Annotated in this window: 21 protein-coding genes; 16 read left to right on the forward strand and 5 right to left on the reverse strand. The window is 69.0% G+C overall.

Features of this window, described 5'->3' with window-relative positions:
• The first annotated feature begins 20 nt into the window (after window positions 1–20).
• The gene (locus tag ACFY5A_RS12705; protein WP_105674629.1) at window positions 21–1,061 is read left to right on the forward strand and encodes a TIGR00730 family Rossman fold protein; all 1,041 of its coding nucleotides are present in this window, start codon (window positions 21–23) and stop codon (window positions 1,059–1,061) included.
• Here ACFY5A_RS12705 and ACFY5A_RS12710 read toward each other — a convergent pair.
• Entirely contained in the window at window positions 1,030–2,385 is a 1,356-nt protein-coding gene (locus ACFY5A_RS12710) for a flavin monoamine oxidase family protein (protein WP_387234506.1), read from the reverse strand. The two genes, ACFY5A_RS12705 and ACFY5A_RS12710, sit on opposite strands and share 32 nt — an antisense overlap.
• Window positions 2,386–2,574: 189 nt before the next feature.
• Here ACFY5A_RS12710 and nusA point away from each other — a divergent pair, with 189 nt between their 5' ends.
• From nusA to ACFY5A_RS12735, 5 genes are all read left to right on the forward strand, one after another.
• Window positions 2,575–3,558: a transcription termination factor NusA gene (gene nusA, locus ACFY5A_RS12715; RefSeq protein ID WP_105674625.1), complete on the forward strand. Its 984-nt coding sequence runs from the start codon at window positions 2,575–2,577 to the stop codon at window positions 3,556–3,558.
• Window positions 3,559–3,615: 57 nt separating this feature from the next.
• Window positions 3,616–3,870: a YlxR family protein gene (locus tag ACFY5A_RS12720; RefSeq protein ID WP_105674623.1), complete on the forward strand. Its 255-nt coding sequence runs from the start codon at window positions 3,616–3,618 to the stop codon at window positions 3,868–3,870.
• 94 nt (window positions 3,871–3,964) lie between these two features.
• Window positions 3,965–6,715, forward strand: a complete 2,751-nt coding sequence (infB, locus tag ACFY5A_RS12725) for a translation initiation factor IF-2 (protein WP_341942422.1) — start codon at window positions 3,965–3,967, stop codon at window positions 6,713–6,715.
• 71 nt (window positions 6,716–6,786) lie between these two features.
• Window positions 6,787–7,218, forward strand: a complete 432-nt coding sequence (gene rbfA, locus ACFY5A_RS12730; RefSeq protein ID WP_105674619.1) for a 30S ribosome-binding factor RbfA — start codon at window positions 6,787–6,789, stop codon at window positions 7,216–7,218.
• Window positions 7,219–7,377: 159 nt separating this feature from the next.
• Window positions 7,378–9,447 carry a response regulator transcription factor gene (locus tag ACFY5A_RS12735; protein ID WP_387234509.1) on the forward strand — a complete coding sequence of 690 codons (2,070 nt, stop codon included), beginning with the start codon at window positions 7,378–7,380 and terminating at the stop codon, window positions 9,445–9,447.
• Window positions 9,448–9,466: 19 nt separating this feature from the next.
• On the opposite strand, the gene ACFY5A_RS12740 is transcribed toward ACFY5A_RS12735, so the two are convergent.
• On the reverse strand, window positions 9,467–10,366 hold the full coding sequence (locus tag ACFY5A_RS12740; protein ID WP_387234512.1) for an A/G-specific adenine glycosylase: 900 nt from the start codon (window positions 10,364–10,366) through the stop codon (window positions 9,467–9,469).
• Between the two features lie 87 nt (window positions 10,367–10,453).
• Here ACFY5A_RS12740 and truB point away from each other — a divergent pair, with 87 nt between their 5' ends.
• The 6 genes from truB to ACFY5A_RS12770 all read left to right on the forward strand — a co-directional run bounded on the left by truB (window position 10,454) and on the right by ACFY5A_RS12770 (window position 16,754).
• Complete coding sequence (gene truB, locus ACFY5A_RS12745; protein WP_387234515.1) at window positions 10,454–11,347, forward strand: tRNA pseudouridine(55) synthase TruB; 894 nt, start codon at window positions 10,454–10,456, stop codon at window positions 11,345–11,347.
• Window positions 11,344–11,712, forward strand: a complete 369-nt coding sequence (locus ACFY5A_RS12750; protein WP_341942419.1) for a hypothetical protein — start codon at window positions 11,344–11,346, stop codon at window positions 11,710–11,712. The genes truB and ACFY5A_RS12750 overlap by 4 nt, the downstream gene beginning before the upstream one ends.
• Window positions 11,713–11,757: 45 nt before the next feature.
• Window positions 11,758–12,201, forward strand: a complete 444-nt coding sequence (locus tag ACFY5A_RS12755) for a hypothetical protein (protein ID WP_387234518.1) — start codon at window positions 11,758–11,760, stop codon at window positions 12,199–12,201.
• On the forward strand, window positions 12,198–13,151 hold the full coding sequence (locus ACFY5A_RS12760; RefSeq protein ID WP_341942418.1) for a bifunctional riboflavin kinase/FAD synthetase: 954 nt from the start codon (window positions 12,198–12,200) through the stop codon (window positions 13,149–13,151). Before ACFY5A_RS12755 ends, ACFY5A_RS12760 begins: the two co-directional genes overlap by 4 nt.
• Window positions 13,152–13,373: 222 nt before the next feature.
• The gene (locus ACFY5A_RS12765) at window positions 13,374–15,518 is read left to right on the forward strand and encodes a DEAD/DEAH box helicase (RefSeq protein WP_387234521.1); all 2,145 of its coding nucleotides are present in this window, start codon (window positions 13,374–13,376) and stop codon (window positions 15,516–15,518) included.
• 207 nt (window positions 15,519–15,725) lie between these two features.
• Window positions 15,726–16,754 (forward strand): ATP-dependent 6-phosphofructokinase, encoded by a 1,029-nt coding sequence (locus ACFY5A_RS12770; protein ID WP_105674605.1) that lies wholly within the window; start codon window positions 15,726–15,728, stop codon window positions 16,752–16,754.
• Between the two features lie 290 nt (window positions 16,755–17,044).
• On the opposite strand, the gene ACFY5A_RS12775 is transcribed toward ACFY5A_RS12770, so the two are convergent.
• Window positions 17,045–17,878: a DUF559 domain-containing protein gene (locus ACFY5A_RS12775; protein ID WP_341942416.1), complete on the reverse strand. Its 834-nt coding sequence runs from the start codon at window positions 17,876–17,878 to the stop codon at window positions 17,045–17,047.
• A gap of 246 nt (window positions 17,879–18,124) precedes the next feature.
• Window positions 18,125–20,221: a S9 family peptidase gene (locus ACFY5A_RS12780; protein WP_387234524.1), complete on the reverse strand. Its 2,097-nt coding sequence runs from the start codon at window positions 20,219–20,221 to the stop codon at window positions 18,125–18,127.
• A 156-nt stretch (window positions 20,222–20,377) separates the two neighbouring features.
• On the opposite strand from ACFY5A_RS12780, the gene ACFY5A_RS12785 reads away from it, so the two are divergent.
• Together ACFY5A_RS12785 and ACFY5A_RS12790 are read left to right on the forward strand one after the other, a co-directional pair.
• Entirely contained in the window at window positions 20,378–21,724 is a 1,347-nt protein-coding gene (locus ACFY5A_RS12785; protein ID WP_105674718.1) for an inorganic phosphate transporter, read from the forward strand.
• Window positions 21,721–22,059 carry a peptidase gene (locus tag ACFY5A_RS12790; RefSeq protein WP_387234528.1) on the forward strand — a complete coding sequence of 113 codons (339 nt, stop codon included), beginning with the start codon at window positions 21,721–21,723 and terminating at the stop codon, window positions 22,057–22,059. Before ACFY5A_RS12785 ends, ACFY5A_RS12790 begins: the two co-directional genes overlap by 4 nt.
• A gap of 13 nt (window positions 22,060–22,072) precedes the next feature.
• On the opposite strand, the gene ACFY5A_RS12795 is transcribed toward ACFY5A_RS12790, so the two are convergent.
• Complete coding sequence (locus ACFY5A_RS12795; protein WP_341942414.1) at window positions 22,073–22,639, reverse strand: TetR/AcrR family transcriptional regulator; 567 nt, start codon at window positions 22,637–22,639, stop codon at window positions 22,073–22,075.
• Window positions 22,640–22,711: 72 nt separating this feature from the next.
• Between ACFY5A_RS12795 and ACFY5A_RS12800 the strand changes: the two genes are divergently transcribed.
• Both ACFY5A_RS12800 and ACFY5A_RS12805 read left to right on the forward strand, forming a co-directional pair.
• Window positions 22,712–23,290 (forward strand): dihydrofolate reductase family protein, encoded by a 579-nt coding sequence (locus ACFY5A_RS12800; protein WP_387234531.1) that lies wholly within the window; start codon window positions 22,712–22,714, stop codon window positions 23,288–23,290.
• Window positions 23,291–23,333: 43 nt separating this feature from the next.
• Window positions 23,334–24,254 carry a metallophosphoesterase gene (locus ACFY5A_RS12805; protein ID WP_387234534.1) on the forward strand — a complete coding sequence of 307 codons (921 nt, stop codon included), beginning with the start codon at window positions 23,334–23,336 and terminating at the stop codon, window positions 24,252–24,254.
• Window positions 24,255–24,287: the final 33 nt, after the last annotated feature.

Genomic DNA, 24,287 nt, shown 5'->3' on the forward strand with positions numbered 1-24,287 from the left:
TCGCGTGACACGCTGGACGCATGACTGAGGAACCACTCCCCGAAGCGCTCAGCGCCGAGATCAACAGAGTGCTCGACGACGCCGGAGTGCGGTCCGACCGGCGACTGGTGATGCGGATGCTGCGCACGGCCATCCTCCTCGGAGAGGACGGCGCCGACCGCCTCGACCTCAAGATCGCCTCGGCTGCGCTCGCCGAGATGCGGGATGCGTTCCGCCTGTTCGCCCCCTACGGCGGAGTGCCGAAGGTCACGGTGTTCGGATCGGCCCGCACGAGGCAGGACGATCCGCTCTATCGCCAGGCGCGGGACGTGGCGTCGGCGCTCGCCGCCGACGGCTGGATGGTCGTCACCGGGGCGGGCCCCGGCATCATGCAGGCGGCGGCCGAAGGAGCGGGTCCTGCCCTCTCGCTGGGCGTCTCGATCCGTCTGCCCTTCGAGGAGAAGGCGAACGCGATCATCGAGGCCTCGGACCACGTGGTCGCGATGAAGTACTTCTTCACCCGCAAGCTCATGCTCATGAAGGAATCGCGCGGCTTCATCTGCCTGCCCGGCGGCTTCGGAACGCTGGACGAGATGTTCGAGCTGCTGACCCTTCAGCAGACGGGCAAGGCGGAGCCGATGCCGATCGTGCTGCTCGATGAGAAGGGCGGCACCTTCTGGACCGGACTCAAGCGGTTCATCGACGAGGATCTCGCTCCGACCGGAGTCATCTCCGAGGGCGACTTCGATCGTGTCGTCATCACCGACTCGATCGAGGCCGCGACGGCGGAGATCACCGGGTTCTGGCGCAACTACGACTCCCTGCGCTGGGTCGGCGGCACGCTCGTGCTCCGGCTGAGGAACGCGCCCACCGACGCCGAGATCGAGGATCTCAACGAGCGGTTCGCCGGGATGCTGATCTCAGGTCGCATCGAGCGCACCGCGCCTCGCCAGCCCGAGGTCGCCGACGACGACCTTCTCGATCTGCCGCGATTGTCCCTGCACCTCGATCAGTACCGCGTGGGGGAGCTGTTCCGCCTGATCCGCGCGATCAACGATCTGCCGTCTGCTCCCGCTCCCTGATCGCGGCGGCGAACGCCGCGAGGTCCACGGGGCGGCCGAGGATCCTCTCCGCGGCCCTGTGGCCCGAGTAGAACGCGGCGCCCACGGTCGCGGGCTCGTCTCCCCACGTCGCCTCGCCGGCGAAGTGGAGGACGTCGTCGACCGGGCCGGCGAGAGCATCGTGGTCGTGGTGCGACGAACCGACGGCCAGGTGCGAGTAGGAACCGTCCGAGAAGCGATCCTGCCCCCAGCGGGTGATCCAGTGCGCCGTCGGTGCGGGGACCCTCGTGCCGTACAGCGCACGGAGGGCGGCGACGGAGTCGGCCACGACATCCTCGTCTGACAGCTCCTGCATGCGCCGGCCGAACGGTCCGGCGGCGAACGTGAGGAGTGTCGGCAGACCGCTCACCGCGGAGACGTCGTACCAGGAGTGCCAGTGCTCGCCCGCTTCGCCGAGCGCTCGGATGACATAGCTGTCCTCGTTCCAGAACCGTTCGGGGAACTGGACGAACACCTTGTTGAACACACCCATGCCCAAGCGCTCGATCGGGCCGGACACCTCGTCGGGGAGCGGTGGGGTGAAGGCGATCCTCCCGGTCTTGAGCACGCCGAGAGGCACCGTGACGATGACACGATCGGCCGTGAAATCCTCGCCATCCGCGGTGACGACGACGCCGCTCGCGGAGCGGGACACCCCGGTGACGATGCGGTTCAGCCGCACGTCGAGTCCGGCGCCGATCCGGCGCGGGAGCTCGTCGTAGCCGCGCGGGAAGATGACCTCGTCGCCGTCGATCGCATCCTCGTCGAGTCCGTGCGCGTCGAGATCGCCGATCCAGGCGCCGCACTGCTCCTCGACGCGATGGCGGAAGAACTCGCGGATCTCGTCGATGCGCTCCGCGTCGAGTCCTGAGCGGTCCAGCGCGCGCTCGGTCACGTCGAGGTAGGTGTCGCCGGGAGCGGAGGAAGCGATCTCCTCGACGAGCAGGCGATCGGCCTCGTCGACGTCGGCGATCCACTGCGCCGTGGCGGCGGCATCCATCGCCGCGCCGTCCCCGTCGAAGTTCTCGATCGGGCGACCGCCCGCCTGGAAGCTGCCGACCGTGTACTCGAGGGTCGGGATGCCGAGGGCCTGTGCGAGATCCCACAGCGGCGACCCGTCGATCCCGTGTATCCACGAGGCGCCGAGGTCGACGGGGAAGCCGGCCGCGCGGTCGGTGTTCATCCGTCCGCCGATCCGATCGCGTCCCTCGAGCACGACGACCCGCTGGCCGGCATCCGTCAGCATCCGTGCACTCGTCATCCCCGACATGCCTGCACCCACAACGATGGTGTCGAACCTGGTCACGCGTTCCTCCTGCGTTCCGTCGCCGCAGCGGTGCGGCTCGCCGCATTCCGGCGTCGCGCCCAGGCTATCGCTGCACGCCCCCCGCGTCGCCCTGACCGGCTGAGAGGGCGGGATGCCGCCCGCTTCCGGTATCCTGGACCGATGCCCGCGGTCGATTGCGCGAGGCGAGAGCTGAATAGAGAGGCCGTCATGGACATCGAACTGAGTCTGCTGCGTGGGATCGAGAAGGAGAAGGCGATTCCCTTCGACGAACTCGTGTCGATCATCGAACAGGCCATCCTGACGGCGTACAACAAGCACGTCGCCGGAGACGGCCCCGCGCCTGAGGGCGTCCGCGTCTCCCTCGACCGCAAGACCGGTCACGTCGACGTGCTCCAGGTCGTCACCGACGAAGAGGGCGCCGTCATCGGCGAGGAGGACGCGACTCCCGACGACTTCGGCCGCATCGCCGCCTTCGCCGCGAAGCAGGTCATCAGCCAGCGTCTGCGCGACATCGCAGACGACGCGGTGCTCGGCGAGTTCCGCGGCAAGGAGGGCGACATCGTCGCCGGCGTCATCCAGCAGGGGCCGAACCCGCGGATGATCCACGTCGACCTCGGCTCCGTCGAGGCCATCCTCCCGCCAGAGGAGCAGGTCCCTGGCGAGGAGTACACCCACGGCTCGCGCCTCCGCGTCTATGTGACCAGCGTGGCCAAGGGACTCAAGGGCCCGCAGATCACGGTCTCCCGCACGCATCCCGGTCTCGTGCGCAAGCTGTTCGCGCTCGAGGTGCCGGAGATCGCCGGCGGACTCGTGGAGATCGTCTCGCTCGCCCGTGAGGCCGGGCACCGCACCAAGATCGCGGTGAAGGCCAACGACCCGGCCATCAACGCCAAGGGCGCCTGCATCGGCGAACTCGGCCGTCGCGTCCGCGCGGTGACCGAGGAGCTCGCGGGGGAGAAGATCGACATCATCGACTACAACCCCGAGCTCGCGGCCTTCGTGGCGAACGCGCTGTCGCCGGCCAAGGTGACGAGCTCGTTCATCCTCGATGCCGGCACCAAGGCCGTCCGCGCGCTGGTCCCCGACTACCAGCTGTCGCTCGCGATCGGCAAGGAGGGGCAGAACGCCCGTCTGGCCGCGAAGCTGACCGGCGCCAAGATCGACATCCAGCCCGACAGCGTCCTGGACTGATCCGCTTCCCGGACTCGCCCCCTCGGGCGGTGAGTCCGGGTGAAACGCAGGTGTAAGATGGAACCCGTACGAACGTGCGTCGGCTGTCGCGCGCGTGCTCCCCGCTCCACTCTGCTCAGGGTGGTGTCCCAGAACGACATCCTCATCATCGATGAGAGTGCTGTGCTGCCGGGGCGTGGCGCGTGGGTGCATCCGACGCGGGAATGCATGGACGCCGCACTGCGGCGCCGCGCTTTCGGACGAGCACTGCGTGTGTCCACGATTCTGGACACGCAGACCATCGAAGATTATTCGCCAAGAAACAAAGGCTGAACAGCTATGGAAACAAAGTGAACGGCTCGAAATGAGACCCGTCCGCGACTAGTGGTCTGCCCTGTCTGGGTGGACCGAACCCGACAGGAGAATTGTGGCTGGTAAACCACGCGTACATGAGATCGCCGCCGAACTCGGCGTCGACAGCAAGATCGCACTTGCAAAGCTCAAGGAACTCGGAGAGTTCGTCAAGAGCCCCTCTTCGACCATCGAACCGCCGGTGGCGCGCAAGCTGCGCGCCGCGATCGAGTCCGATGCCTCGCTGAAGTCCTCGGCAGACGCCGCCCCGGCGTCGAAGCCCGCCGCAGCCAAGCCGGCAGCGGCCAAGCCCTCCGGCCCCACCCCGGGTCCGAAGCCCGGCCCCAAGCCTGCTCCGGCCCCTGAGGTCGCTGCTCCGGCCGCTCCCGCGGTCGCCGAAGCTCCGGCAGAGGCGGCTCCCGCGGCTTCCGAGGCCGCAGCCAAGCCCGGTCCCGCAGCTCCGAAGCCCGCCGATGGCGGAGCTCCGAAGCCCGGTGCGCCGCGCCCCGGAAACAACCCGTTCTCCTCCTCGCAGGGGATGGGTCAGCGTCCCGCGGGTCCGCGTCCTGGCAACAACCCGTTCGCTTCGGCGCAGGGCATGGGCCAGCGTCCGACGCCGGGCAACATCCCGCGTCCGCAGGCTCCGCGCCCCGGCGCGCCCCGCCCGGGCGCTCCGCGCCCAGGTTCCCCCCGTCCCGGCGCTCCGCGCGGTGGACAGGGCGGTCGTCCCGGCGCTCCGTTCCAGCAGCGTCCCGGTGGCCCCGGTCGTCCCGGCGGCGCCGGTGCACCCGGCGCCGGTCCCGGCGCACGTCCCGGCGGCGGCGGTTTCGCCGGTCGCCCGGGTGGCGGCGGTGGACGCGGTCGTGGTCCTGGCGGCGGTACCGCCGGTGCCTTCGGCAAGGGCGGCGGCAAGAGCAAGCAGCGCAAGTCGCGGCGGGCGAAGCGGCAAGAGTTCGAGATGCGGAGTGCTCCGGTCGTCGGTGGCGTCAACGTCACCCGTGGCAACGGGGAGACCATCCGCATGCGTCGCGGCGCATCGATCGCGGACTTCGCCGACAAGATCGAGACGCTGACCGGTTACACGGTGCAGCCGGGAACCCTGGTCACGATCCTCTTCAACCTCGGCGAGATGGCCACGGCCACCGAGTCGCTGGATGAGGCGACCTTCGAGGTCCTCGGCGCCGAGCTCGGCTACAAGATCCAGATGGTCTCGCCCGAGGACGAGGACAAGGAGCTCCTCGAGGGCTTCGGTCTCGACCTCGAGGCCGAGCTGGAGAACGAGAGCGAGGACGACCTCGAGATCCGTCCTCCCGTCGTCACCGTCATGGGTCACGTCGACCACGGTAAGACGCGACTGCTCGACGCGATCCGTCAGACCAACGTCATCGAGGGTGAGGCCGGCGGCATCACCCAGCACATCGGCGCCTACCAGGTCTGGACCGAGCACGAGGGCATCGAGCGCGCCATCACGTTCATCGACACCCCCGGTCACGAGGCGTTCACCGCCATGCGTGCCCGTGGTGCGCAGGTCACCGACCTCGCGATCCTCGTGGTCGCGGCTGACGACGGCATCATGCCGCAGACGGTGGAGGCCCTGAACCACGCCCAGGCGGCGAACGTGCCGATCGTGGTCGCGGTGAACAAGGTCGATAAGCCCGAGGCCAACCCGGCCAAGGTCCGTCAGCAGCTCACCGAGTACGGTCTCGTCGCAGAGGAGTACGGCGGCGACGTCATGTTCGTCGACGTCTCGGCCCGTGCGGGAACCGGCATCCAGGAGCTCCTGGACGCCGTGCTGCTCACCGCCGACGCCGGTCTCGACCTCACGGCCAACCCGAACAAGGGCGCTCGAGGCGTCGCCATCGAGGCGAAGCTCGACAAGGGCCGCGGTTCGGTCGCCACCGTGCTGATCCAGTCCGGAACCCTCCGGGTCGGCGACGCGATCGTCGCGGGCACCGCCTACGGTCGCGTGCGCGCCATGGCCGACGAGAACGGCGAGCAGGTCCTCGAGGCCTACCCGTCGCGCCCGGTGCAGGTGCAGGGTCTGAACTCGGTGCCCCGTGCCGGTGACGTCTTCATCGTCACCGAGGAGGACCGCATGGCCCGCCAGATCGCTGAGAAGCGTGAAGCGGTCGAGCGCAACGCCCAGCTGGCCAAGGCCCGCAAGCGCATCTCGCTCGAGGACTTCACCCGTGCTCTCGAAGACGGCAAGGTCGAGTCGCTCAACCTCATCATCAAGGGTGACGTCTCCGGTGCCGTCGAGGCGCTGGAGGAGTCGCTCCTCAAGATCGAGGTCGATGACTCGGTGCAGCTGCGCATCATCCACCGCGGCGTCGGTGCGATCACCGAGTCGGATGTGAACCTGGCGACGATCGACAACGCGATCATCGTGGGCTTCAACGTCCGCCCCGACACGAAGGCGCGCGAGCGCGCCTCCCGTGAAGGCGTCGACATCCGGTTCTACTCGGTCATCTACAACGCGATCGACGAGATCGAGAGCTCCCTCAAGGGAATGCTCAAGCCGGAGTACGAAGAGGTCCAGTCGGGTGTCGCCGAGATCCGCGAGGTGTTCCGCTCCTCGAAGTTCGGCAACATCGCCGGTGTCATCGTGCGGTCGGGAACGATCACGCGAAACGCCAAGGCTCGCGTCATCCGCGACGGCGTCGTGCTCGCCGATGGCCTCGCCATCGAGTCGCTGCGCCGCTTCAAGGACGATGTCACCGAGGTCCGCACGGACTACGAGGCGGGTATCGGCCTGGGCAAGTACAACGACATCCAGATCGGCGACGAGATCGAGACCACAGAGATGGTCGAGAAGCCTCGCGGCTGATCGAGTTCGATATCTTCGGGCGAGGATGCTGAGCGCATCCTCGCCCGAAGGCTTCGTAGAGGGAGAGAACAATGGCTGGTGAAAGACAGGCTCGTCTTGCGGACCGCATCCGCGTGATCCTCGCCGAGAGGCTCGAGAAGGGGCTGCGCGATCCGCGCCTCGGCTTCGTCACGATCACCGACGTCCGCGTCAGCGGCGATCTTCAGCATGCATCCGTGTTCTACACCGTTCTCGGCACGGAGGAGGAGCGTCTCGCCAGCGGCGCCGCTCTCACCTCCGCCACGGGGATGCTGCGCAGCGAGGTGGGCAAGCAGCTCAGCACGCGCCTCGTGCCGACGCTCGAGTTCATCCCGGACGCCCTGCCGGAGAACGCGGACCACATCTCCGCGCTGCTTCGCCAGGCGCAGGAGCATGATGCAGAGGTCGCCAGGCTCGCGTCCTCGGCATCGCACGCCGGCGACGCGGACCCGTACGTCCACGCGGACGACGACGCCGATCGCTGATCCCCGTCCGGGGTTTTGCTACCCTCGGCTGTGCGAGGAGGTTCTCGCACATCCGGGGGGAACAGCATCAACGTTTCGAGCAGTCGCTTCGCGGCGCCGGTCATCGAAGAGGTCCTCGCGGACCTTCGAGACGCGGCGCTGACCTGCGCACCACATGTGATGGCCCGCATCGCCGCTCAGCTGAACGGCGACCGTGAGGCGATCCGTGATGTCGTGCGCATCCTCGACCCTGCCGTGCGCACGGGGATGCGCCCGCTTCCTTCTCCGCTGCCGCTGGTCGCGTCGATCACGGCGCGATACGACGGCATCGAATGGAGCGACCGCGACCGCGATCTCCTCCTCGCCCTCGCTCTGCGCCTCGACGATGCGCTGGCGCCGCTGCTCGCTTTCGACGGCCGGAGCGCCGAGGAGCTGATGCGGAGTGCGATCGGCGCGCACCTCGTCGTGCGCGCGGGGCGGATTCGACTAGTTGATCCTCTTCTCGAGGTCTGGCTGCGGGCGACCGCGGACCCGGTCGTCGAGGCCTCGGTGCACGAGAGGCTCGCCCGCATCTTCGGCGCGCCCGGCGCCGGAGTGGACGCGGACTGGCATCGCGCGCGCGCCTCGTCGTACGGGATCCCTGAGACCGCGCCGGAGCTGACCCGCATCGCACGGAGACTCTCTGAGTCGGGACACCCCGATCGTGCACTGCTCCTCGCGGCGGAGGCCGCCGCGCACGCCACTGGATCGGATCTCGACGAGGCGCGTCAGGTCGCCGGCGCCGCCGCGATCGGTGCCGGATACGCCGCGGAGGCGGCGGCCTGGCTCGGCGCGCTGTTCCCGGCTGGAACGGAGCGCTTTCGCCTGCAGGGGCTCGGAGGACTCGTGGTCGCCGAGGCGTTCCTTCAGGGCGCGGTCCCCGAGGTGGAGCCCGGTTCGCTCCGGCCGCAGTCGGGTGACGACGAGGACTGGTATTCGTGGGCGCGAGCAGCCGCCTTCGCCGCCGTCCTCAGCGCGGAGCGCGGCGATCGACGGGGGATGCGGACCTGGCTGGAGGCTCTGCGTGAAGGTTGCGCGAGAGTCGGAGCCGAGAGCACGCTGCGCGACCCCGTCGTCACTCTCGCCTGGCTGATCGCCGGGGAGGACGAGATCGACGGCGAGGTCGGAGCCGGGCCGCTCACCGGAGGGATGCTCCGTGCTCTCCGCGCTTCGGTCGACGGCGACCTCGATCAGGCGCTGAGGTTCCTGGCGGCCGGTGGGTCCGGACTCGGGACCGAGGTCGACCCGTTCGTCGCCGGTTTCGAACACAGCCCGCTCGTCGCGGCGTACCGCGCCGTCGTCGAGGTGCTGCTTCTCGTCTGGCGGGGCGATCTCGGCCACGCCAGGGAGCGACTTCGGGAGGCGGCGCTCGCCCTCCCCGTCGCGATGCCCTTCGCCGGTCTCGGGGTGGTCCTGGCACGACGACTCGACCTCGCCGTGAGCGGACGCATCGGTCCGATCTCCGAGGCGCTGACAGCGTCGCTGCCGTCCGCTGTCCGCATCGACCGGCTCGTGGATCACGCCGTCGAGACGTTCCTCAGGGGAGAGGTCGACGAGGCGTCGTCGTTCTTGAGGCTCTGGGCGGACCGCGGCTCTCCCCGAGGACAGTTCTCCGTCCCCGAGCTCGACGAACTCGTCCGCGATGACGGAGCGCCCGCGTCCCCGTTGATCGAGCCGCCGGACGCCCGGCTGTCGCGTGAGCTCATGTCGCGCATCGCGGCGACGCCTGATGCGCGGTGGCGACGGGAGCGCGACGAGATCGTCCTCGCGACGAGGGCTCTCGCGTCCCCGTTCTCCCGTGCCAGGGTCGAGTCGATGCTCGGCACCCGTGCACTGGTCAGGGACGAGCCAGCCGTGGCCCGCGAGCATCTCCAGACGGCGCTGACCCTGTTCCAGACGGCCGGCGCCGAGGCGTGGGCCCGCAACGCCGAGGAACGTCTCTCAGCGGTGGAACGGGAGGATCGTGCGGCTGACGCGGAAGACAGCCTCGTCAGTGCGTGCCGCCGCGCCTGGGAGCCGGTGCTGACGTCGAGGGAGCTGGAGGTCGCGATGCGCGCTGTGACGGGAGGATCCAACCGCGAGATCGGCGACGATCTCCGCGTCTCGGTGCGCACGGTCGAGGTGCACCTCGGTCGGGTGTTCGTGAAGCTCGGCGTGCGCAACAGGGTCGAGCTGACTGTGTTGGCTCATCGCGCCGGACGGTACTCCTAGCCGGTGGCCGGCATCGGGCTCACCGGGGGAGGGAGAGCAGCTCTCCATCGGCCTCGGCGAGACCGTCTGCGATGAGCGAGTCGATCGCTCTGTCGCGCTGCTGCGGATCGGGCCACTCTGGCAGGATCGCGGGGATCGGCACCGGACGAGGGGCCGATTCCCGCAGCATCCTCAGCACGGCGCCCCTGGCCTGACGATCCGAGCCCTCGAAGGCAGCCTGCCGGCGACGCCGGTCGCCCGTGTCTGGTCGGCCGGCCGCCACCCACGCGCACCCGTCGAGAAGCGGACAGATCTCGCAGCGGGGCGCCCTCGACGTGCACACCGTGGCGCCGAGCTCCATCGCGGCGGCGTTGAAGATCGCGGATTCGGCATCCGAAGCGGGCAGCAGTGACTCCATGAGACCGAGATCGCGACGCGACGGGGGCGCGGGCTGGGCCTGTCCCTGGATCGCGCGGGCGAGCACGCGTCGTATGTTGGTGTCGACCACGGGATGCCGGTCGCCGTAGGCGAAAACAGCGACGGCGCGTGCGGTGTAGTCGCCGATGCCGGACAGCGCGAGCAGCGCGTCCACATCGCGCGGGACCACGCCGTCGTGGCGCTCGGTGATCTCGATGGCCGCCCTGTGCAGCCACAGTGCCCGACGCGGGTATCCGAGGTTCGCCCACTGGTGCACGACCTCGGCGGGAGAGGCCGCGGCCAGAGCGACCGGCGTGGGCCAGCGGGTGAGCCACGCGTTCAGGTGCGGGATCACACGGGTCACCGGTGTCTGCTGCAGCATGAACTCGCTGACCAGCGTTCCCCACGCCCCGTATTCGTCGTGGAACTCCGGTCGCCGCCACGGGAGATCGCGTGCGGCTCCGCGATACCACTCGGGCAGACGCGGCAGTCCCGCGCTCGCGGGAGAGGTCATCGCGGGCATCTCGCCAGCCTAGGCGACCGACGCGCGCCGTGCGTCCGTCGAGAGCTGAAGCGCAGCGTCCCTGACGGCCGTCGGTAGGCTGGGAGGATGGTCTCGCCCGGCATCCTCCTCGTTGACAAGCCCGCTGGGCTGACCAGCCACGACGTCGTCGCACGCACCAGACGCGCTTTCGGAACGCGCAAGGTCGGTCACGCGGGCACGCTGGATCCGATGGCGACTGGCCTGCTCGTCGTCGGCATCGAAGGGGCGACGCGTCTGCTGACGTACATCGTCGGGGCCGACAAGACGTACGTCGCGACGATCCGTCTGGGGCAGACGACCGGCACCGACGACGCCGACGGGGAGATCATCGTCCAGGCGCCGTCCGACGCATGGGCCGACGTCACGGAGGAGCGCATCGCCGACGGCATCCGCTCGCTCACGGGGCGGATCTCGCAGGTCCCGAGCTCGGTGTCCGCCATCAAAGTCGACGGCAGGCGCGCTTACGATCGCGTGCGCGCGGGTGAGGAGGTCGTGCTCGCCGCGAGAGAGGTGACGGTGTCCCGCTTCGACGTGCTGGCACGCCGTGACGGGGAGGGCGTCATCGACCTCGACGTGATCGTGGACTGCTCCTCCGGCACCTACATCCGCTCGCTCGCGAGGGACCTGGGATCGGGGTTGGGCGTCGGCGGCCATCTGACAGCGCTCCGTCGCACGCGGGTAGGCGACTTCGACGTCGCGGATGCCGTCGGCATCGATGCCCTCGAGGGGGCGCCGACCCTCACACCAGCGCAGGCGGCGGCGCGGGTCCTGCAGCCGCTCGACGTCTCGGCGGAGGATGCGAGGGATCTGCGCCACGGCAAGAGGCTGCCGGGACAGGCGTCACGACTCGACGGAGCTCTGGCCGCCGCGATCGATCACGACGGCGTTCTCGTCGGGGTCGTGGAGAAGCGCGGTGCAGACCTCAAGAGCGCGATGAACATGCCGGAGGTCGCACAATGATCCTGTGGCTGACCATCGTCCAGATCGTCGTCGCGATCGGCGCCGGCGTGTTCTGCGTCTCGGCCGGACTCGCGGGCCGCCGCCCCAGCGATTTCACGGTCGGCGCTCTCGCCGCCGTCGAGGCGCTGCTGATCGTGCAGGTCGTGGTCTCGATCGTGGCGCCGCTGGTGGGGAACCCGCCGACGGGAGATCTCCTCGAGTTCTGGGTGTACCTGGTGTCCGCCGTCCTCCTGCCGATCGGCGCCGTGCTGTGGGCCCTGATGGAGCGCAGCAGATGGAGCACGGTGATCCTCGGCGTGGCCGCGTTCGCCATCGCGATCATGGTGTGGCGCATGCACGCGATCTGGACGATCCAGGTCGTCTGAGCGCGAATCCCGACGCATCCACCCGCAACTAGGATGGATCGAGCTATGAGCACCACCGAACCCCCTTCTCGGATGACCGGCATCGGCCGTGTCCTCGTGATCGTCTACGCCGTCATGGCGCTGGCGGCGACCGGCCGCAGCTTCGTGCAGATCCTCCGCCGGTTCGACGAGGCGCCGTTGGCGTATTCACTGTCCGCATTGGCCGCCGTCGTCTACATCCTCGCGACGCTCGCCCTGGTGCTCGCCCAGAGGCGCGGGTGGTACACGGTCGCATGGATCGCGATCGTGTTCGAGTTGACGGGTGTCCTCGTCGTCGGCGCGCTCAGTCTGCTCCTGCCCGATCTCTTCCAGCACGAGACCGTGTGGTCCCTCTTCGGGCGGGGGTATCTGTTCATCCCGCTCGTCCTCCCCGTCTTCGGCATCTGGTGGCTGCGCACGCATCGACCGGCGCCGGTCGCCCAGGAGGAGTCCACCGAGGTGACCGCATGATCGTCTTCCGGGATCCGCTCGATGTGCCGGCTGATTTCGGCCCCTCGGCCGTTGCGATCGGCAAGTTCGACGGCGTCCACGCCGGGCACCGCGCGGTCATCCGCCGTCTGAAGCAGCAGGCCGAGGCCTCGGGGGCGCGCGCGGTCGCGGTGACCTTCGACCGGAACCCGCTCGCCGTGCTGCGCCCCGATCTCTGCCCGGAGAACGTCGTCACGATCGAGCGCAAGCTCGAGCTCCTGAGCGAGCTGGAGATCGACGCGACCCTGATGCTGACCTTCGACGCGGAGCTCGCCGCTCGGAGCGCGGAGGACTTCGTCGCCGACATCCTGGTGTCGGCGCTGAAGGTCTCCACCGTGCTGGTGGGAGACGACTTCCGGTTCGGACGCGGAGGGGCGGGCACCCCGGCCCTGCTGGCCGAGCTAGGCCCCCGGTTCGGATTCACCGTGGAGGTCGTCGACGACGTCTTCCTCGAAGGATCGGACCGTCGCGTCTCCTCGACCTGGATCCGAGAGCTCCTCATGGCCGGTGACGTCGCCGCGGCCGCCGAGGTGCTCGGCCGTCACGTGGACGTGCGCGGCGAGGTCGTGCACGGGCTGAAGCGCGGACGAGAGCTCGGCTTCCCCACGGCCAACCTGTCGACGATCACCGACGCCTTCGTCCCGGCCGACGGCGTCTACGCCGGATGGCTGGTCGACCACGACACCGGCATCCGCCACCGGTCGGCGATCTCCGTCGGCACCAACCCGACCTTCGACGATGTCCTGGTGCGTCAGGTCGAGGCTCATGTCATGGGGGAGACCGGGCTCGATCTCTACGGGCACGACGTCACCGTCGAGTTCGTGGAGCGCCTTCGCGGCATGGTCGCGTTCGAGGGCATCGAGAAGCTGAAGCAGCAGATGGCGGCAGACGTGGACGACGCGCAGCGGGTGCTCGACACCCGGGGCGCATGAATTCTCCGTGTCCTGCCGCGCCGACGTCGAGACGTATGGCGTAGACTGACGATCGGTTCCCGGTGATCCTCGCACGTCCTTCGTGCATCGACGGGAATCAGTACCACTGTTCGTACGGTCCTGGTAACGATTCGCCGACACCGGTGAGATCTCGCGCCACACGCGGACATCGAGACGGCTTCGGCGCACATCGGCACCGCGGCCCTCACGCTCAGGAGGAGCATGCCGACCACGGCAACCGCCGCCACGCGGCGAAGGAAGACGTCCCGTCGCGACGATGAGGCCCCCCTCATCCCGATCCTCGCGCGCAAGGTGCGCGAGATCGAGGCGAAGTCGCAGCGAGGGAAGCTCGGACCGACGAACCGCGTCAAGTTCCAGGTCATCGCCTTCCTGGTGCGCGAAGAGCGCGCCAGGGTCAAAGCGGATGCCGAGATCGGCGATGCCGCACGCTCCGAGCTGCTCAAGCGGCTCGACGGCGTCGCGACGATCCTCGCCAAGACCGCGGCGAGGGACACGTCGCTGATCCAGCTCCTCGAAGCGGACCAGGCCACGTCGCCGGTCGCCAAGCGCATGCGCAGGGACTGGCTGCTCGAGTCCGGCGCCGAGCTCGCTCCGGAGGAGCTCATCATCGCCGACGTCGCGCCCGTGCAGGCGCCGGTCGTCCCGGCCGCGATCGCGGAGCGTCAGGTGACTCCGCCGTCCGTCGAGTCGCGCCAGCTCGCGAACCCGTTCCTCGCTCCCGACCTCACGCCCCGTGTGACCACGACCCCGCGCCGCCGTCTGGACGGCTGGGAGCTGATGGGTCCGCTCTACAAGGCGTTCGAGACCGGTGCAGGCGGATCCGCCGCGTCCATGGACCTTCCCCCCGCGCCGGAGTTCGACCACCTGTCGCCCAAGGGCCTCGAGATCATGGTCCACCAGTCGCGGTTCCTCGAAGCCGTGCGCGCCGGGCACCGCAGCTTCCTGCTGGCCGACGAGCCCGGACTCGGCAAGACCGCGCAGTCCGTCCTCGCGGCCTCCGTCGCCGGTGCGTATCCACTGCTCGCCGTGGTCCCGAACGTCGTCAAGATGAACTGGGCGCGGGAGGTCGAGCGGTGGACTCCGCAGCGTCGTGCGACCGTCATCCAGGGCGACGGCGCCGACATCGACGCGTTCGCGGACATCTTCATCGTCAACTACGAGATTCTCGACCGGCATCTCTCGTGGCTCGCGTCGATCGGGCTGCGCGGCATGGTCGTCGACGAGGCGCACTTCATCAAGAACCTCTCGTCGCAGCGTTCCCAGAACGTCCTCTCGCTCGCGTCGCGCGTGCGGGAGCGGACTCCCGGCGGCAACCCGTTGATGCTGGCCCTCACCGGAACCCCGCTGATCAACGACGTCGAGGACTTCGACGCGATCTGGCGCTTCCTGGGATGGACCACGGGCGAGAAGCCGGGACCCGAACTGATGGAGAAGCTCGACGCGACCGGCTTCACGCCCGCCGACAAGTCGTTCTACCCCGAGGCCCGCGACGCCGTCATCTCCATGGGCATCGTGCGCCGCAAGAAGAAGGACGTCGCCGCCGACCTCCCCGACAAGCTCATCGCCGACCTCCCCGTCCAGCTGGACGACGAGTTCGGCCGCAGCATCCGCCAGGCGGAGCGCGAGCTCGGCGAACGGCTCGCCGTCCGCTACCGACGGATCATCGAGGCCCGCGGAGATCGCGGTCTCGCGCCGGGAGAGATCGACGACGACATCGTCCGTCTCGTCGCGCAGAACGAGCTCGAGGAGTCCAAGGCGGCGGGAACGGGCGGGGACAACGTCTTCACGATGGTCCGCCGCATCGGCCAGGCGAAGGCTCAGCTCGCCGCGGACTACGCCGCGCAGCTGCAGCGCTCGGTGGGCAAGGTCGTGTTCTTCGCGAAGCACATCGACGTCATGGACCAGGCGGAGGCGCACTTCGCCGCCGCCGGCATCCGCGCCGTCTCGATCCGCGGCGACCAGACCACCACCGCCCGTCAACAGGCGATCGACGACTTCAACGGCGACCCCGCCGTCGGCATCGCGGTCTGCTCGCTCACCGCAGCGGGCGTCGGACTGAACCTCCAGGCGGCCTCCAACGTCGTGCTCGCCGAGCTGTCGTGGACGGCGGCGGAGCAGACGCAGGCGATCGACCGCGTGCACCGCATCGGACAGGACGAGCCGGTCACCGCGTGGCGGATCATCGCCGCGCACACGATCGACACCAAGATCGCCGAGCTCATCGACCAGAAGCAGGGGCTCGCAGCCCGCGCGCTCGACGGCGAGGCCGTCGACGACGTGGCGGGGGAGCCCGTGCAGCTGGCGGCCCTGATGCACCTGCTGCGACAGGCCCTCGGCGCCGTCTGACGAATGGGCGTTAAGAATCTCGGTTCTTAACGCCCATTCGCGTCGTAATCGGCACAACTCTCGAACTTCTGCGGTTTCGTCTCGAATCGACCGTAAGATCCTCCGTTTTCACCGCCCGGAATGGCGCTCCATCGTTCTGGGGCGCTAGTGTCGTTCGCAGGCAACGTCGCCTTCCCCTCACTTACCCGAACAACCGAAGGCGGCAGCATGAAGATCGGCATCCTGACGAGCGGTGGCGACTGCCCCGGACTCAACGCGGTCATCCGCGCGATCGTGCTCAAGGGAACCCGTGCGTACGACCTCGAGTTCGTCGGCATCCGCGACGGCTGGCGAGGTGTCGTCGACGGCGACTTCTTCCCCCTGACCCGCCACGACGTGAAGGGCCTCTCGAAGGTCGGCGGCACCATCCTCGGGACCAGCCGGACCAATCCGTACGAGGGAGTCCGCGGCGGCGCGGAGAACATCGCCAAGACGCTGTACGGGCACAAGATCGACGGCATCATCGCGATCGGCGGCGAGGGCACGCTCGCCGCGGCCGACCGTCTCGCGAAGGACGGCATCAACGTCATCGGCGTGCCGAAGACGATCGACAACGACCTCCGTGCGACCGACTACTCGTTCGGCTTCGACACGGCCGTGAACATCGCCACCGACGCGATGGACCGCCTGCGGACCACGGGAGACTCGCACCGCCGCTGCATGGTCGCCGAGGTCATGGGGCGCCACGTCGGCTGGATCGCCCTGCACGCCGGCATGGCGGCCGGCGCCCACGTCATCTGCATCCCCGAGGTCCCGATGTCGCTCGAGGAGATCTGCGAGCTCGTCACGAGCGCTCACGACCGCGGCCGTGCTCCGCTCGTCGTCGTGTCCGAGGGGTTCAAGCTCCGCGACATGGACGAGGCCTACAGCGACAAGGGCCTCGACGCCTTCAACCGTCCGCGCCTGGGCGGGATCGGGGATCAGCTCGCCCCCGAGATCGAGCGCATCACCGGAATCGAGACCCGTGCCACGATCCTCGGGCACATCCAGCGCGGCGGTGCTCCGTCCGCCTTCGACCGCGTTCTCGCGACGCGCCTCGGCATGCACGCCGCGGATGCCGTCGTCGACGCCGCGTGGGGTCAGATGGTCGCCATGCAGGGCACCGAGATCGTGCGGGTTCCCTTCGCCGACGCTCTCGGCGAGCTGAACACGGTTCCCCAGGTCCGCTACGACGCCGCGGCCACGCTCTTCGGTTGAACCTGGGCTGGGTTCGGCCTGTCCGGTTCCGGCAGGCTGCCTGAGGTCCGGAAGATCGCCCGAGTTCCGGAAGATCGCCCGAGTTCCGGAAGAATGCGCTGCCGGCATCCGTATCTCGGGAGGGATGCCGGATCTGAGCGTCGTGTGGTCGGATGGGCCTGAGGTCTGGCGTCCGGGTCGTGGCTGGAGTAGCCCGTGGTGCCCGTGCTGAGTTGCGGCGGGCCTCCTGTGTTCCGGATGAATTCGTCGTCGGCATCCGGATCTCGAGAGGGATTCCGGAACTCAGCGCGTCAGCCGGTGAGGTGCAGCCCCTGGGCGATCGCCATCCGAACCACGTCGCGCACATACTCCGGTCGGAAGAACACCTGCTGATAGTCGAAGCGGAGCACCGTGTACCCGCGCAGCCTCAGACGGGCGTCGGCCTCGAGGTCTCTACGTCGTGCCGCGGCGCCATGGTGCGCGAAACCGTCCAACTGCACGATCAGCCGGTCGCCGATCAGCGCGTCGACGGGGTGACCGTCTATCCAGACCTGCTGTCGCACGCTGACCCCGATGCCCTTCATGATCTCGACGAACTCGGTTTCGAGCCCTGAGTCCGAGAGCGCCGTCGAGCGGGAGGCGAGGCTCCGCTCGAGCCGCCCCCGCCAGGCGACGCGTTCGAGCACCTGAGGGGCGATCAGCCTCTTGTTGAGGGCGGAATTCCAGATCGCCAGCGCGGCTGAGGGCTCCAGGCACTGCGCGACATGGTGCAGAACGTTGACGAGCGGTTCGGCTGGTGCGCGCCGACGAACGGGAGCAGGACCGTTCGACCAATGGATCCGGACGCCGTCGAGCGCCATCTTCCCCGATCCTGCGGGCGCCCTGACGTGCACGCGTGGGTCAGCCGACGGGACCCACAGGCCGAGGCGCCGCGCTTCGCTGATGCAGGTGAGACGCCCTCCCGCAGTGATCGCTCTGACGAGGTCGCCGTCGCAATCGGGGAGAGCGATCCAGGATCGGCGTACACGCAGCATCACACCTCGCTCGACGGCCGAGGCGAGCGCGTGCGTGCCGAACCCTGCGGCGTAGAGCTCAGAGGTATGTGCGATCGCGTCGTGGAGACGCAGCCAGTCTTCGAGGAGCATCCGCACAGTCTGCGGGAGCGGAGGTGCATCGCAGGGCCCATAGCGCCACCTGTGGACGGATCCGTGAATCGCCTCCATTGTGGAGGAGAAGTGCGATCCGGTCGAGGTGCGGCACCTCACCCGAGATCCGGATCGATCCGGCGGGGGCTTCCGCATTTCGGTCGGATGTGCGGATCTCGGACGCCGGGATGCCGTCGGCGTACGGGCATCCGGGCATCCGGCGTCCGGCGGCCGGTATCCGGGGTGCTACTCCGCCAGGCCGAGCACGTCCAGGATCCAGGCCAGCTCGAACGCGCGCTCGCGCCAGGAGTTGTACCGGCCGCTCACGCCGCCGTGGCCGGCGACCATCTCGCACTTGAGCAGGACGTCGGACGCTCCCGCCTCGCGCAGGCGCGCCACCCACTTCGCGGGCTCGACGTACATCACCCGAGAGTCGTTCAGCGAGGTGACGGCGAGGATGCGCGGATAGTCGACGCCGTCGCGGACGTTCTCGTAGGGCGTGTAGGACTTCATGTACTCGTACACGTCGGCGCCGTGCAGCGGGTCACCCCACTCGTCCCACTCGATGACGGTGAGGGGAAGCGAGGGATCGAGGATGGTCGTGAGGGCGTCGACGAACGGAACCCCGGCGAGGATGCCCGCGAACGACTCGGGGGCGAGGTTCGCGACGGCGCCCATCAGTAGACCGCCGGCGCTCGCACCCTCAGCCACCAGTCGATCGGGTGAGGTCACGCCGCTCGCGATCAGATGCTCGGCGCAGGCCACGAAGTCGGTGAACGTGTTGCGCTTGTGCAGGAGCTTGCCGTCTTCGTACCACTGGCGCCCCATCTCGCCGCCGCCGCGGACGTGGGCGATCGCGAAGATCACGCCGCGATCGAGCTCGGAGAGGCGTGCGACCGAGAAACCGGGGTCGATGGAGTGCTCGTAGGAGCCGTAGCCGTAGAGGTGGACGGGGCGGAGCGCCGCGCCGGGGTCGCCGAAGGACCTCTTCCACACGAGCGAGATCGGCACGCGGGTGCCGTCGGATGCCGTGGCCCACGCCCGCTCCTGTCCGTAGTCGGCGGGGGAGTAGCCGCCGAGCACGGCGACCTGCTTGCGCAGCACGAGTTCGCGGGTCGCGAGGTCGAGCTCGTACACGGTGCCCGGCGTCACGAAGGACGTGTAGCCGAGCCGCAGGAACGGCGCGTGCCACTCGGGATTGCCGCTGACGCCTGCCGAGTAGAGCGGCTCGTCGAAGGCGATGTCCTCGACGACATCCGTGCCGTAGTCGAGCAGCGCCACGCGCTCGAGGCCTTCGCTGCGGTACTCGACGGTCGCGAAGTCGCGGAACGCATCCATCCCCAGCAGCCGCCTCCCCGGACGGTGCGGGAGCACGACGTGGCGCGCGCCCTGCGGCGCGGATGCGGCGACAGAGACGAGCTCGAAGTCGAGGGCATCCTGATTGTGCAGGATGTAGAGCCGGTCCTCGCCGTCGACGACGGCGTGCTCGACCGAGTACTCGACGCCCTCGCTGCGGGGCCAGACGATGGTCGGCTCCGCGGTGAGGTCACCGGACAGGTCGACGAGGTACTCCTCGCTCGTGATGCTCGACCCGACGGCGATCACAAGGTACTTCCGGCTGCGCGTGATGCCCGCCCCGAGCCAGAACTTCTCGTCGGGCTCGTGGAAGAGGCGCAGATCGTCGGCGACGTCCGTGCCGAGACGGTGCAGCCACAGGGTGTCGGGGCGCCAGGCCTCGTCTCGGGTCGTGTAGAGGACGCCCGTGCCGTCGGGGGTGAAGAACGCACCGCCGGTGTTCGGGATCTCATCGGGCAGCGTCTCGCCGGTGACGAGGTCGCGGACTCGCACCGTGTACAGCTCATCGCCCTCGAAGTCGGTCGACCAGAGCAGCTTCGTCGCGTCGTCGGTGGTGTCGAACGCGCCGAGCGAGAAGAACTCGTGCCCCTCGGCTTCGACGTTCCCGTCGAGCAGGACGCTCTCGCCCGGTACGGGCACACCGGGCTCGAGCAGTGGGGGAGTCCAGTCGTCTGCCGCTGCGGCGGTGCGGCAGTGGATGCCGTACTGCGCGCCCTCCTCGGTGCGGCTGTAGTACCACCAATCGCCCCGGCGCGTCGGCACGGAGAGATCGGTCTCCTGGACGCGACCCTTGATCTCCTGGAACAGCCGCTCGCGCAGCGGCTCGAGGTGGGCCGTCTCGGCGTCCGTGTGGGCGTTCTCCGCCTCGAGGTGCGCGATGACCTCGGCGGACTCCTTGTCGCGCATCCATTCGTAGGGATCCTCGAAGGTGTCACCGTGGTGGGTGCGGAGTGTCGAGCGGCGGGCGGCGATCGGGGCATCAGTCACCGTTCCACGCTAGCCCAGGTCGAGTTGACCGGCCCCTGTGCGGGTGGGAGGATTTACCGGGGCCGGTTAACGGAAGTCAAACCCACGATGAACTCTTCGTTCGTCACGTCGATCCCGTCGACACGAATCTTCTTCCTCAACGACCGAAAGCGAACGGTGGAAACCGCAGCCCTCATCGTCGTGCTCGTCATCGCACTTGCACTGTTCTTCGACTTCACCAACGGGTTTCACGACACGGCCAACGCGATGGCGACGCCCATCGCGACCGGAGCCCTCAAGCCCAAGACCGCGGTGCTCCTCGCCGCTGGGCTCAACCTGGTCGGCGCGTTCCTCTCGACCGAGGTGTCGCAGACCGTCTCGCACGGCATCATCCGTGAGGAGGGGCTGCAGGATCAGGCGAGCATCTTCCTGCCGATGATCTTCGCCGGTCTCATCGGCGCGATCACCTGGAACATGCTGACCTGGCTGCTCGGCCTTCCGTCGAGCTCCTCGCACGCGCTGTTCGGCGGCCTGATCGGCGCGACCCTCGTCGGCGTCGGCGTCGGCGGGATCGACTTCGGAGCCGTGCTCTCCAAGATCATCCTCCCCGCGCTGATCGCCCCCGTCACGGCGGGGCTCATCGCGTTCGCCGCCACCAAGATCGCGTACTCGATCACGCGACGCTACGACAACAAGCCCGACGGACGCGACGGCTTCCGCTGGGGGCAGATCTTCACGTCGTCCATGGTCGCGCTCGCGCACGGCACGAACGACGCGCAGAAGACCATGGGCGTCATCACCCTCGCGCTCATCACCGTCGGCTGGCAGAGCCGCGACCAGGCGGACCCCTACCTGTGGGTCATCATCGCCTGTGCCGTGACGATCGCGCTCGGAACCTATCTCGGCGGCTGGCGGATCATCCGCACCCTCGGCAAGGGGCTCACGGAGGTCAAGCCCGCGCAGGGCTTCTCGGCGGAGAGCTCGACCGCGGCGACGATCCTCGCGTCGAGCTACTTCGGCTTCGCGCTCTCGACCACGCAGGTCGCCTCCGGATCGGTGATCGGGTCCGGCCTCGGTCGCCGAGGATCGACCGTCCGCTGGCGCACAGCGGGGCGCATCGCGATCGGCTGGCTGCTGACCCTTCCGGCCGCCGGCGCGGTCGGAGCCTTCGCCGCCCTGCTGATCACCTGGCTCGGTCCGTGGGGCATCGCGATCGACACCGTCCTCGCTCTCGGCGTGATCATCGGCCTCTTCCTGCGCTCGCGCAAGGACGCAGTGACACACGCCAACGCGATGAGCGATGTGGCGGAGTCCGGTCTCGCCGTCGAGCTTCCCGACACGCCGCCGCCCACGCGGAGGCAGCAGCGCATCGAGCAGGCGAAGGCGGAGGCCAAGGCGCGTGCAGCCGCCCGCGAGAAGGCGAAGGCCGACGCGAAGAAGGCCGCCGACGACAGGAAGAAGTCGTCGAAGGCCAAGTCGGCGAAGAAGGATGCTGCGGCATCGACCGGTGAGGAGTCGAAGTGAACGTCGTCATCGACTGGAACGCCTTCATCCTGGTGTTCGCCGCCGCACTGATCGGAGCGTGTGCGGTCGTCGGGTTCTACGCGATGGGCCTCCGTCTGCTCGTGCGCGGCGGGCATGCTCCCGTGGTGAGCCCCGCCGAGTTCACCGACGCGATCACGGTGATCACGGAGAAGGACCTCAAGCGCGCGGCCAAGCAGGCGGCCAAGGCGGCCAAGAAGAGTCCGCTCACCGACGCGCAGAAGCGCCTCTCCCTGGTCGGCGCCTACGCCTGTTTCGTCGTCTGCGCCATCGCGGTGATCGGCGGCATCGCGCTGATCGTCATCGGCGGGCACTGACCCGCCAGGAGGATCAGCCCAGCAGACCGGCGACGAGGTCGTCGATCACGTCGTCGGTCGAGGTGTCCGGATCGATCGGAGTGGTCAGTCTGTCCAGCAGGAGACCGTCGATCGCGTAGTGGAAGAGGGCGATCTCGCGTCGGCCGCCGGGGAGTCCGGCCGCGCTGTTGAAGGCGACGTCGCCATCGAAGCCCGCGCGCTGCCACGCGCCGAGGACGGCGGCGACCTCGGGCCGCCGGCTGCTCTCCAGGCGCAGTTCGAACAGGGCGATCGTGACCTCGCGATCGCCGGTGAGGCGGCGGACGATGTCGCGGACGTAGTCGGCGAACAGCGCCCGGCTCGGGGCCTCCGCGGCTCGTCGGTCGAGGTCCTGGGCGGTCGGGGCGAGACGCTCGCCGATGCGCTCGACGAGTCCGGCGACGAGGGCGTCTCTGCTCCGGAAGTAGTTGGACGTGGTGCCCGTCGGCGCGCCGGCCTCGAGGTCGACGGCGCGGTGCGTGAGACCCCGTGAACCCTCGCGTGCGAGCACGGTGAGGCCTGCATCCGCCAGAGACCGGCGGCGGGTGTCGTTCTTCGCCATGCGCTCACTGTAGCGCAACCACTACAGCTGATGTACTCTTCATTCACGACAGATGTTGTGATTGGAGTAGTGATGCGAGAACTGGTCTACTACGTGGCCGTGAGCCTCGACGGCTTCATCGCCGGGCCTGAGGGGGAGTTCGACGCGCTCCTCAGCGAGGGCGATCACATGGCGGCGATCAACGAGCGCTTCGGGGACACCGTTCCCACCGACATCGCCGAGGCGCAGGGGATCTCCCGCGACGGCGGAATGTTCGACACCGTGCTGATGGGGTGGAATACCTACGCCGTGGGCCTGCCGTTCGGCGTCACGAGCCCGTACCGGCACCTGCGCCAGATCGTGTTCTCCCGTTCAAACACGGCGAGCGGGGAGAGCCTCGAGGTGACGGCGGATGATCCTGTCCGCGTGGTCAGGGATCTCAAGCGGCAGAGCGGGGGCGCCATCTGGCTCTGCGGGGGAGGCGCTCTCGCGGCGACCCTCGCCGACGAGATCGATCGCCTCGTGCTGAAGCGGAACCCGCTGCTCTTCGGCAGCGGCATCCCGCTGTTCGGCTCGCGCCCCTACAGTCCGGAGCGGTTCGACGAGATCGGGACGACGGCGTTCGGGTCGGGTGTCGTGCTGTCCGAGTACGTCCGCGCGACCGTGGAGTGACGACGGGCGGCGGGGCGTCTGTCCCGCCGCCTAGGCTGGAGCCATGTCCGAGCCCCAGGGAGCCGAGTACGCGTTCGGCAGACACCGGCCCGCATCGCACGTGCTCATCCACGTCAGCGATCCGCACTTCCTCGCGGGTGGTGCGCGGCTGGGCGGGCGCTACGACGTGGAGGCGAACTTCGGGCGCACCCTCGACGCGATCCGCGCGGTGCACCCTCATCCGGCGGCCATCGTCATCACGGGTGACCTCGCCGACCTGGGGGAGCCCGACGCCTACCGCCGGCTCCGCGACGCCGTCGAACCGGTGGCGGAGGCGCTCGACACCACCGTCGTCTGGGTCGCGGGCAATCATGACGAGCGCCCCGCGCTGCGGGCCGGTCTCCTCGATCTGAGCCCCACCGAGGAGCCGGTCACCGGCGTGTGGGACCTCGACGGACTCCGGCTGATCGCTCTCGACACCAGCGTGCCCGGCTGGCATCACGGGGACCTCGAACGCGCGCAGCTCGACTGGCTGGCCGATCTGCTCCGCGAGCCCGCCCCGCACGGAACGCTGCTGGCCATGCACCATCCGCCGCTGCCGAGTCATCTGCCGCTCTTCGACATCCTCGAGCTGAGGCATCAGGACGAGCTCGCCGAGATCGTCCGCGGCAGCGACGTGCGCGGCATCCTCGCCGGCCACCTGCACTACTCCTCGCACGGGATGTTCGCGGGCGTTCCCGTGAGCGTGGCGTCGGCGACGTGCTACACGATGAACGTGGCGCTGCCCGCGGCGGAGGTCAACGGGATGGACGCCGCTCAGGCGTTCCAGCTGGTGCACGTGCACCCCGACACGATCACGCATGCGGTGGTCCCCGTGACCGATGCCGACACCGGCACGTACTTCTCGCCGGAGTGGCTGGAGCGGATGGCGCGCCTCTCGCCCGAGCAGCGACTCGAGGCGTTCTCCCGCAAACGCGGTCGCTGAACGGGCGCGGCCGTGGCGCAGGCGTAGACTTGT

The organism is Microbacterium sp. NPDC012755 (genome assembly GCF_042901325.1).
GTDB lineage: Bacteria > Actinomycetota > Actinomycetes > Actinomycetales > Microbacteriaceae > Microbacterium > Microbacterium natoriense.

Bases quoted from the DNA above. Each gene is read 5' to 3' on its own strand.
- ACFY5A_RS12705 (WP_105674629.1), top strand. From the start codon at position 21: ATGACTGAGGAACCACTCCCCGAAGCGCTCAGCGCCGAGATCAACAGA.
- nusA (WP_105674625.1), top strand. From the start codon at position 2,575: ATGGACATCGAACTGAGTCTGCTGCGTGGGATCGAGAAGGAGAAGGCG.
- ACFY5A_RS12720 (WP_105674623.1), top strand. From the start codon at position 3,616: ATGGAACCCGTACGAACGTGCGTCGGCTGTCGCGCGCGTGCTCCCCGC.
- rbfA (WP_105674619.1), top strand. From the start codon at position 6,787: ATGGCTGGTGAAAGACAGGCTCGTCTTGCGGACCGCATCCGCGTGATC.
- ACFY5A_RS12735 (WP_387234509.1), top strand. From the start codon at position 7,378: ATGGCCCGCATCGCCGCTCAGCTGAACGGCGACCGTGAGGCGATCCGT.
- ACFY5A_RS12740 (WP_387234512.1), bottom strand. From the start codon at position 10,366: ATGCCCGCGATGACCTCTCCCGCGAGCGCGGGACTGCCGCGTCTGCCC.
- truB (WP_387234515.1), top strand. From the start codon at position 10,454: ATGGTCTCGCCCGGCATCCTCCTCGTTGACAAGCCCGCTGGGCTGACC.
- ACFY5A_RS12750 (WP_341942419.1), top strand. From the start codon at position 11,344: ATGATCCTGTGGCTGACCATCGTCCAGATCGTCGTCGCGATCGGCGCC.
- ACFY5A_RS12755 (WP_387234518.1), top strand. From the start codon at position 11,758: ATGAGCACCACCGAACCCCCTTCTCGGATGACCGGCATCGGCCGTGTC.
- ACFY5A_RS12760 (WP_341942418.1), top strand. From the start codon at position 12,198: ATGATCGTCTTCCGGGATCCGCTCGATGTGCCGGCTGATTTCGGCCCC.
- ACFY5A_RS12765 (WP_387234521.1), top strand. From the start codon at position 13,374: ATGCCGACCACGGCAACCGCCGCCACGCGGCGAAGGAAGACGTCCCGT.
- ACFY5A_RS12770 (WP_105674605.1), top strand. From the start codon at position 15,726: ATGAAGATCGGCATCCTGACGAGCGGTGGCGACTGCCCCGGACTCAAC.
- ACFY5A_RS12775 (WP_341942416.1), bottom strand. From the start codon at position 17,878: ATGCTCCTCGAAGACTGGCTGCGTCTCCACGACGCGATCGCACATACC.
- ACFY5A_RS12795 (WP_341942414.1), bottom strand. From the start codon at position 22,639: ATGGCGAAGAACGACACCCGCCGCCGGTCTCTGGCGGATGCAGGCCTC.
- ACFY5A_RS12800 (WP_387234531.1), top strand. From the start codon at position 22,712: ATGCGAGAACTGGTCTACTACGTGGCCGTGAGCCTCGACGGCTTCATC.
- ACFY5A_RS12805 (WP_387234534.1), top strand. From the start codon at position 23,334: ATGTCCGAGCCCCAGGGAGCCGAGTACGCGTTCGGCAGACACCGGCCC.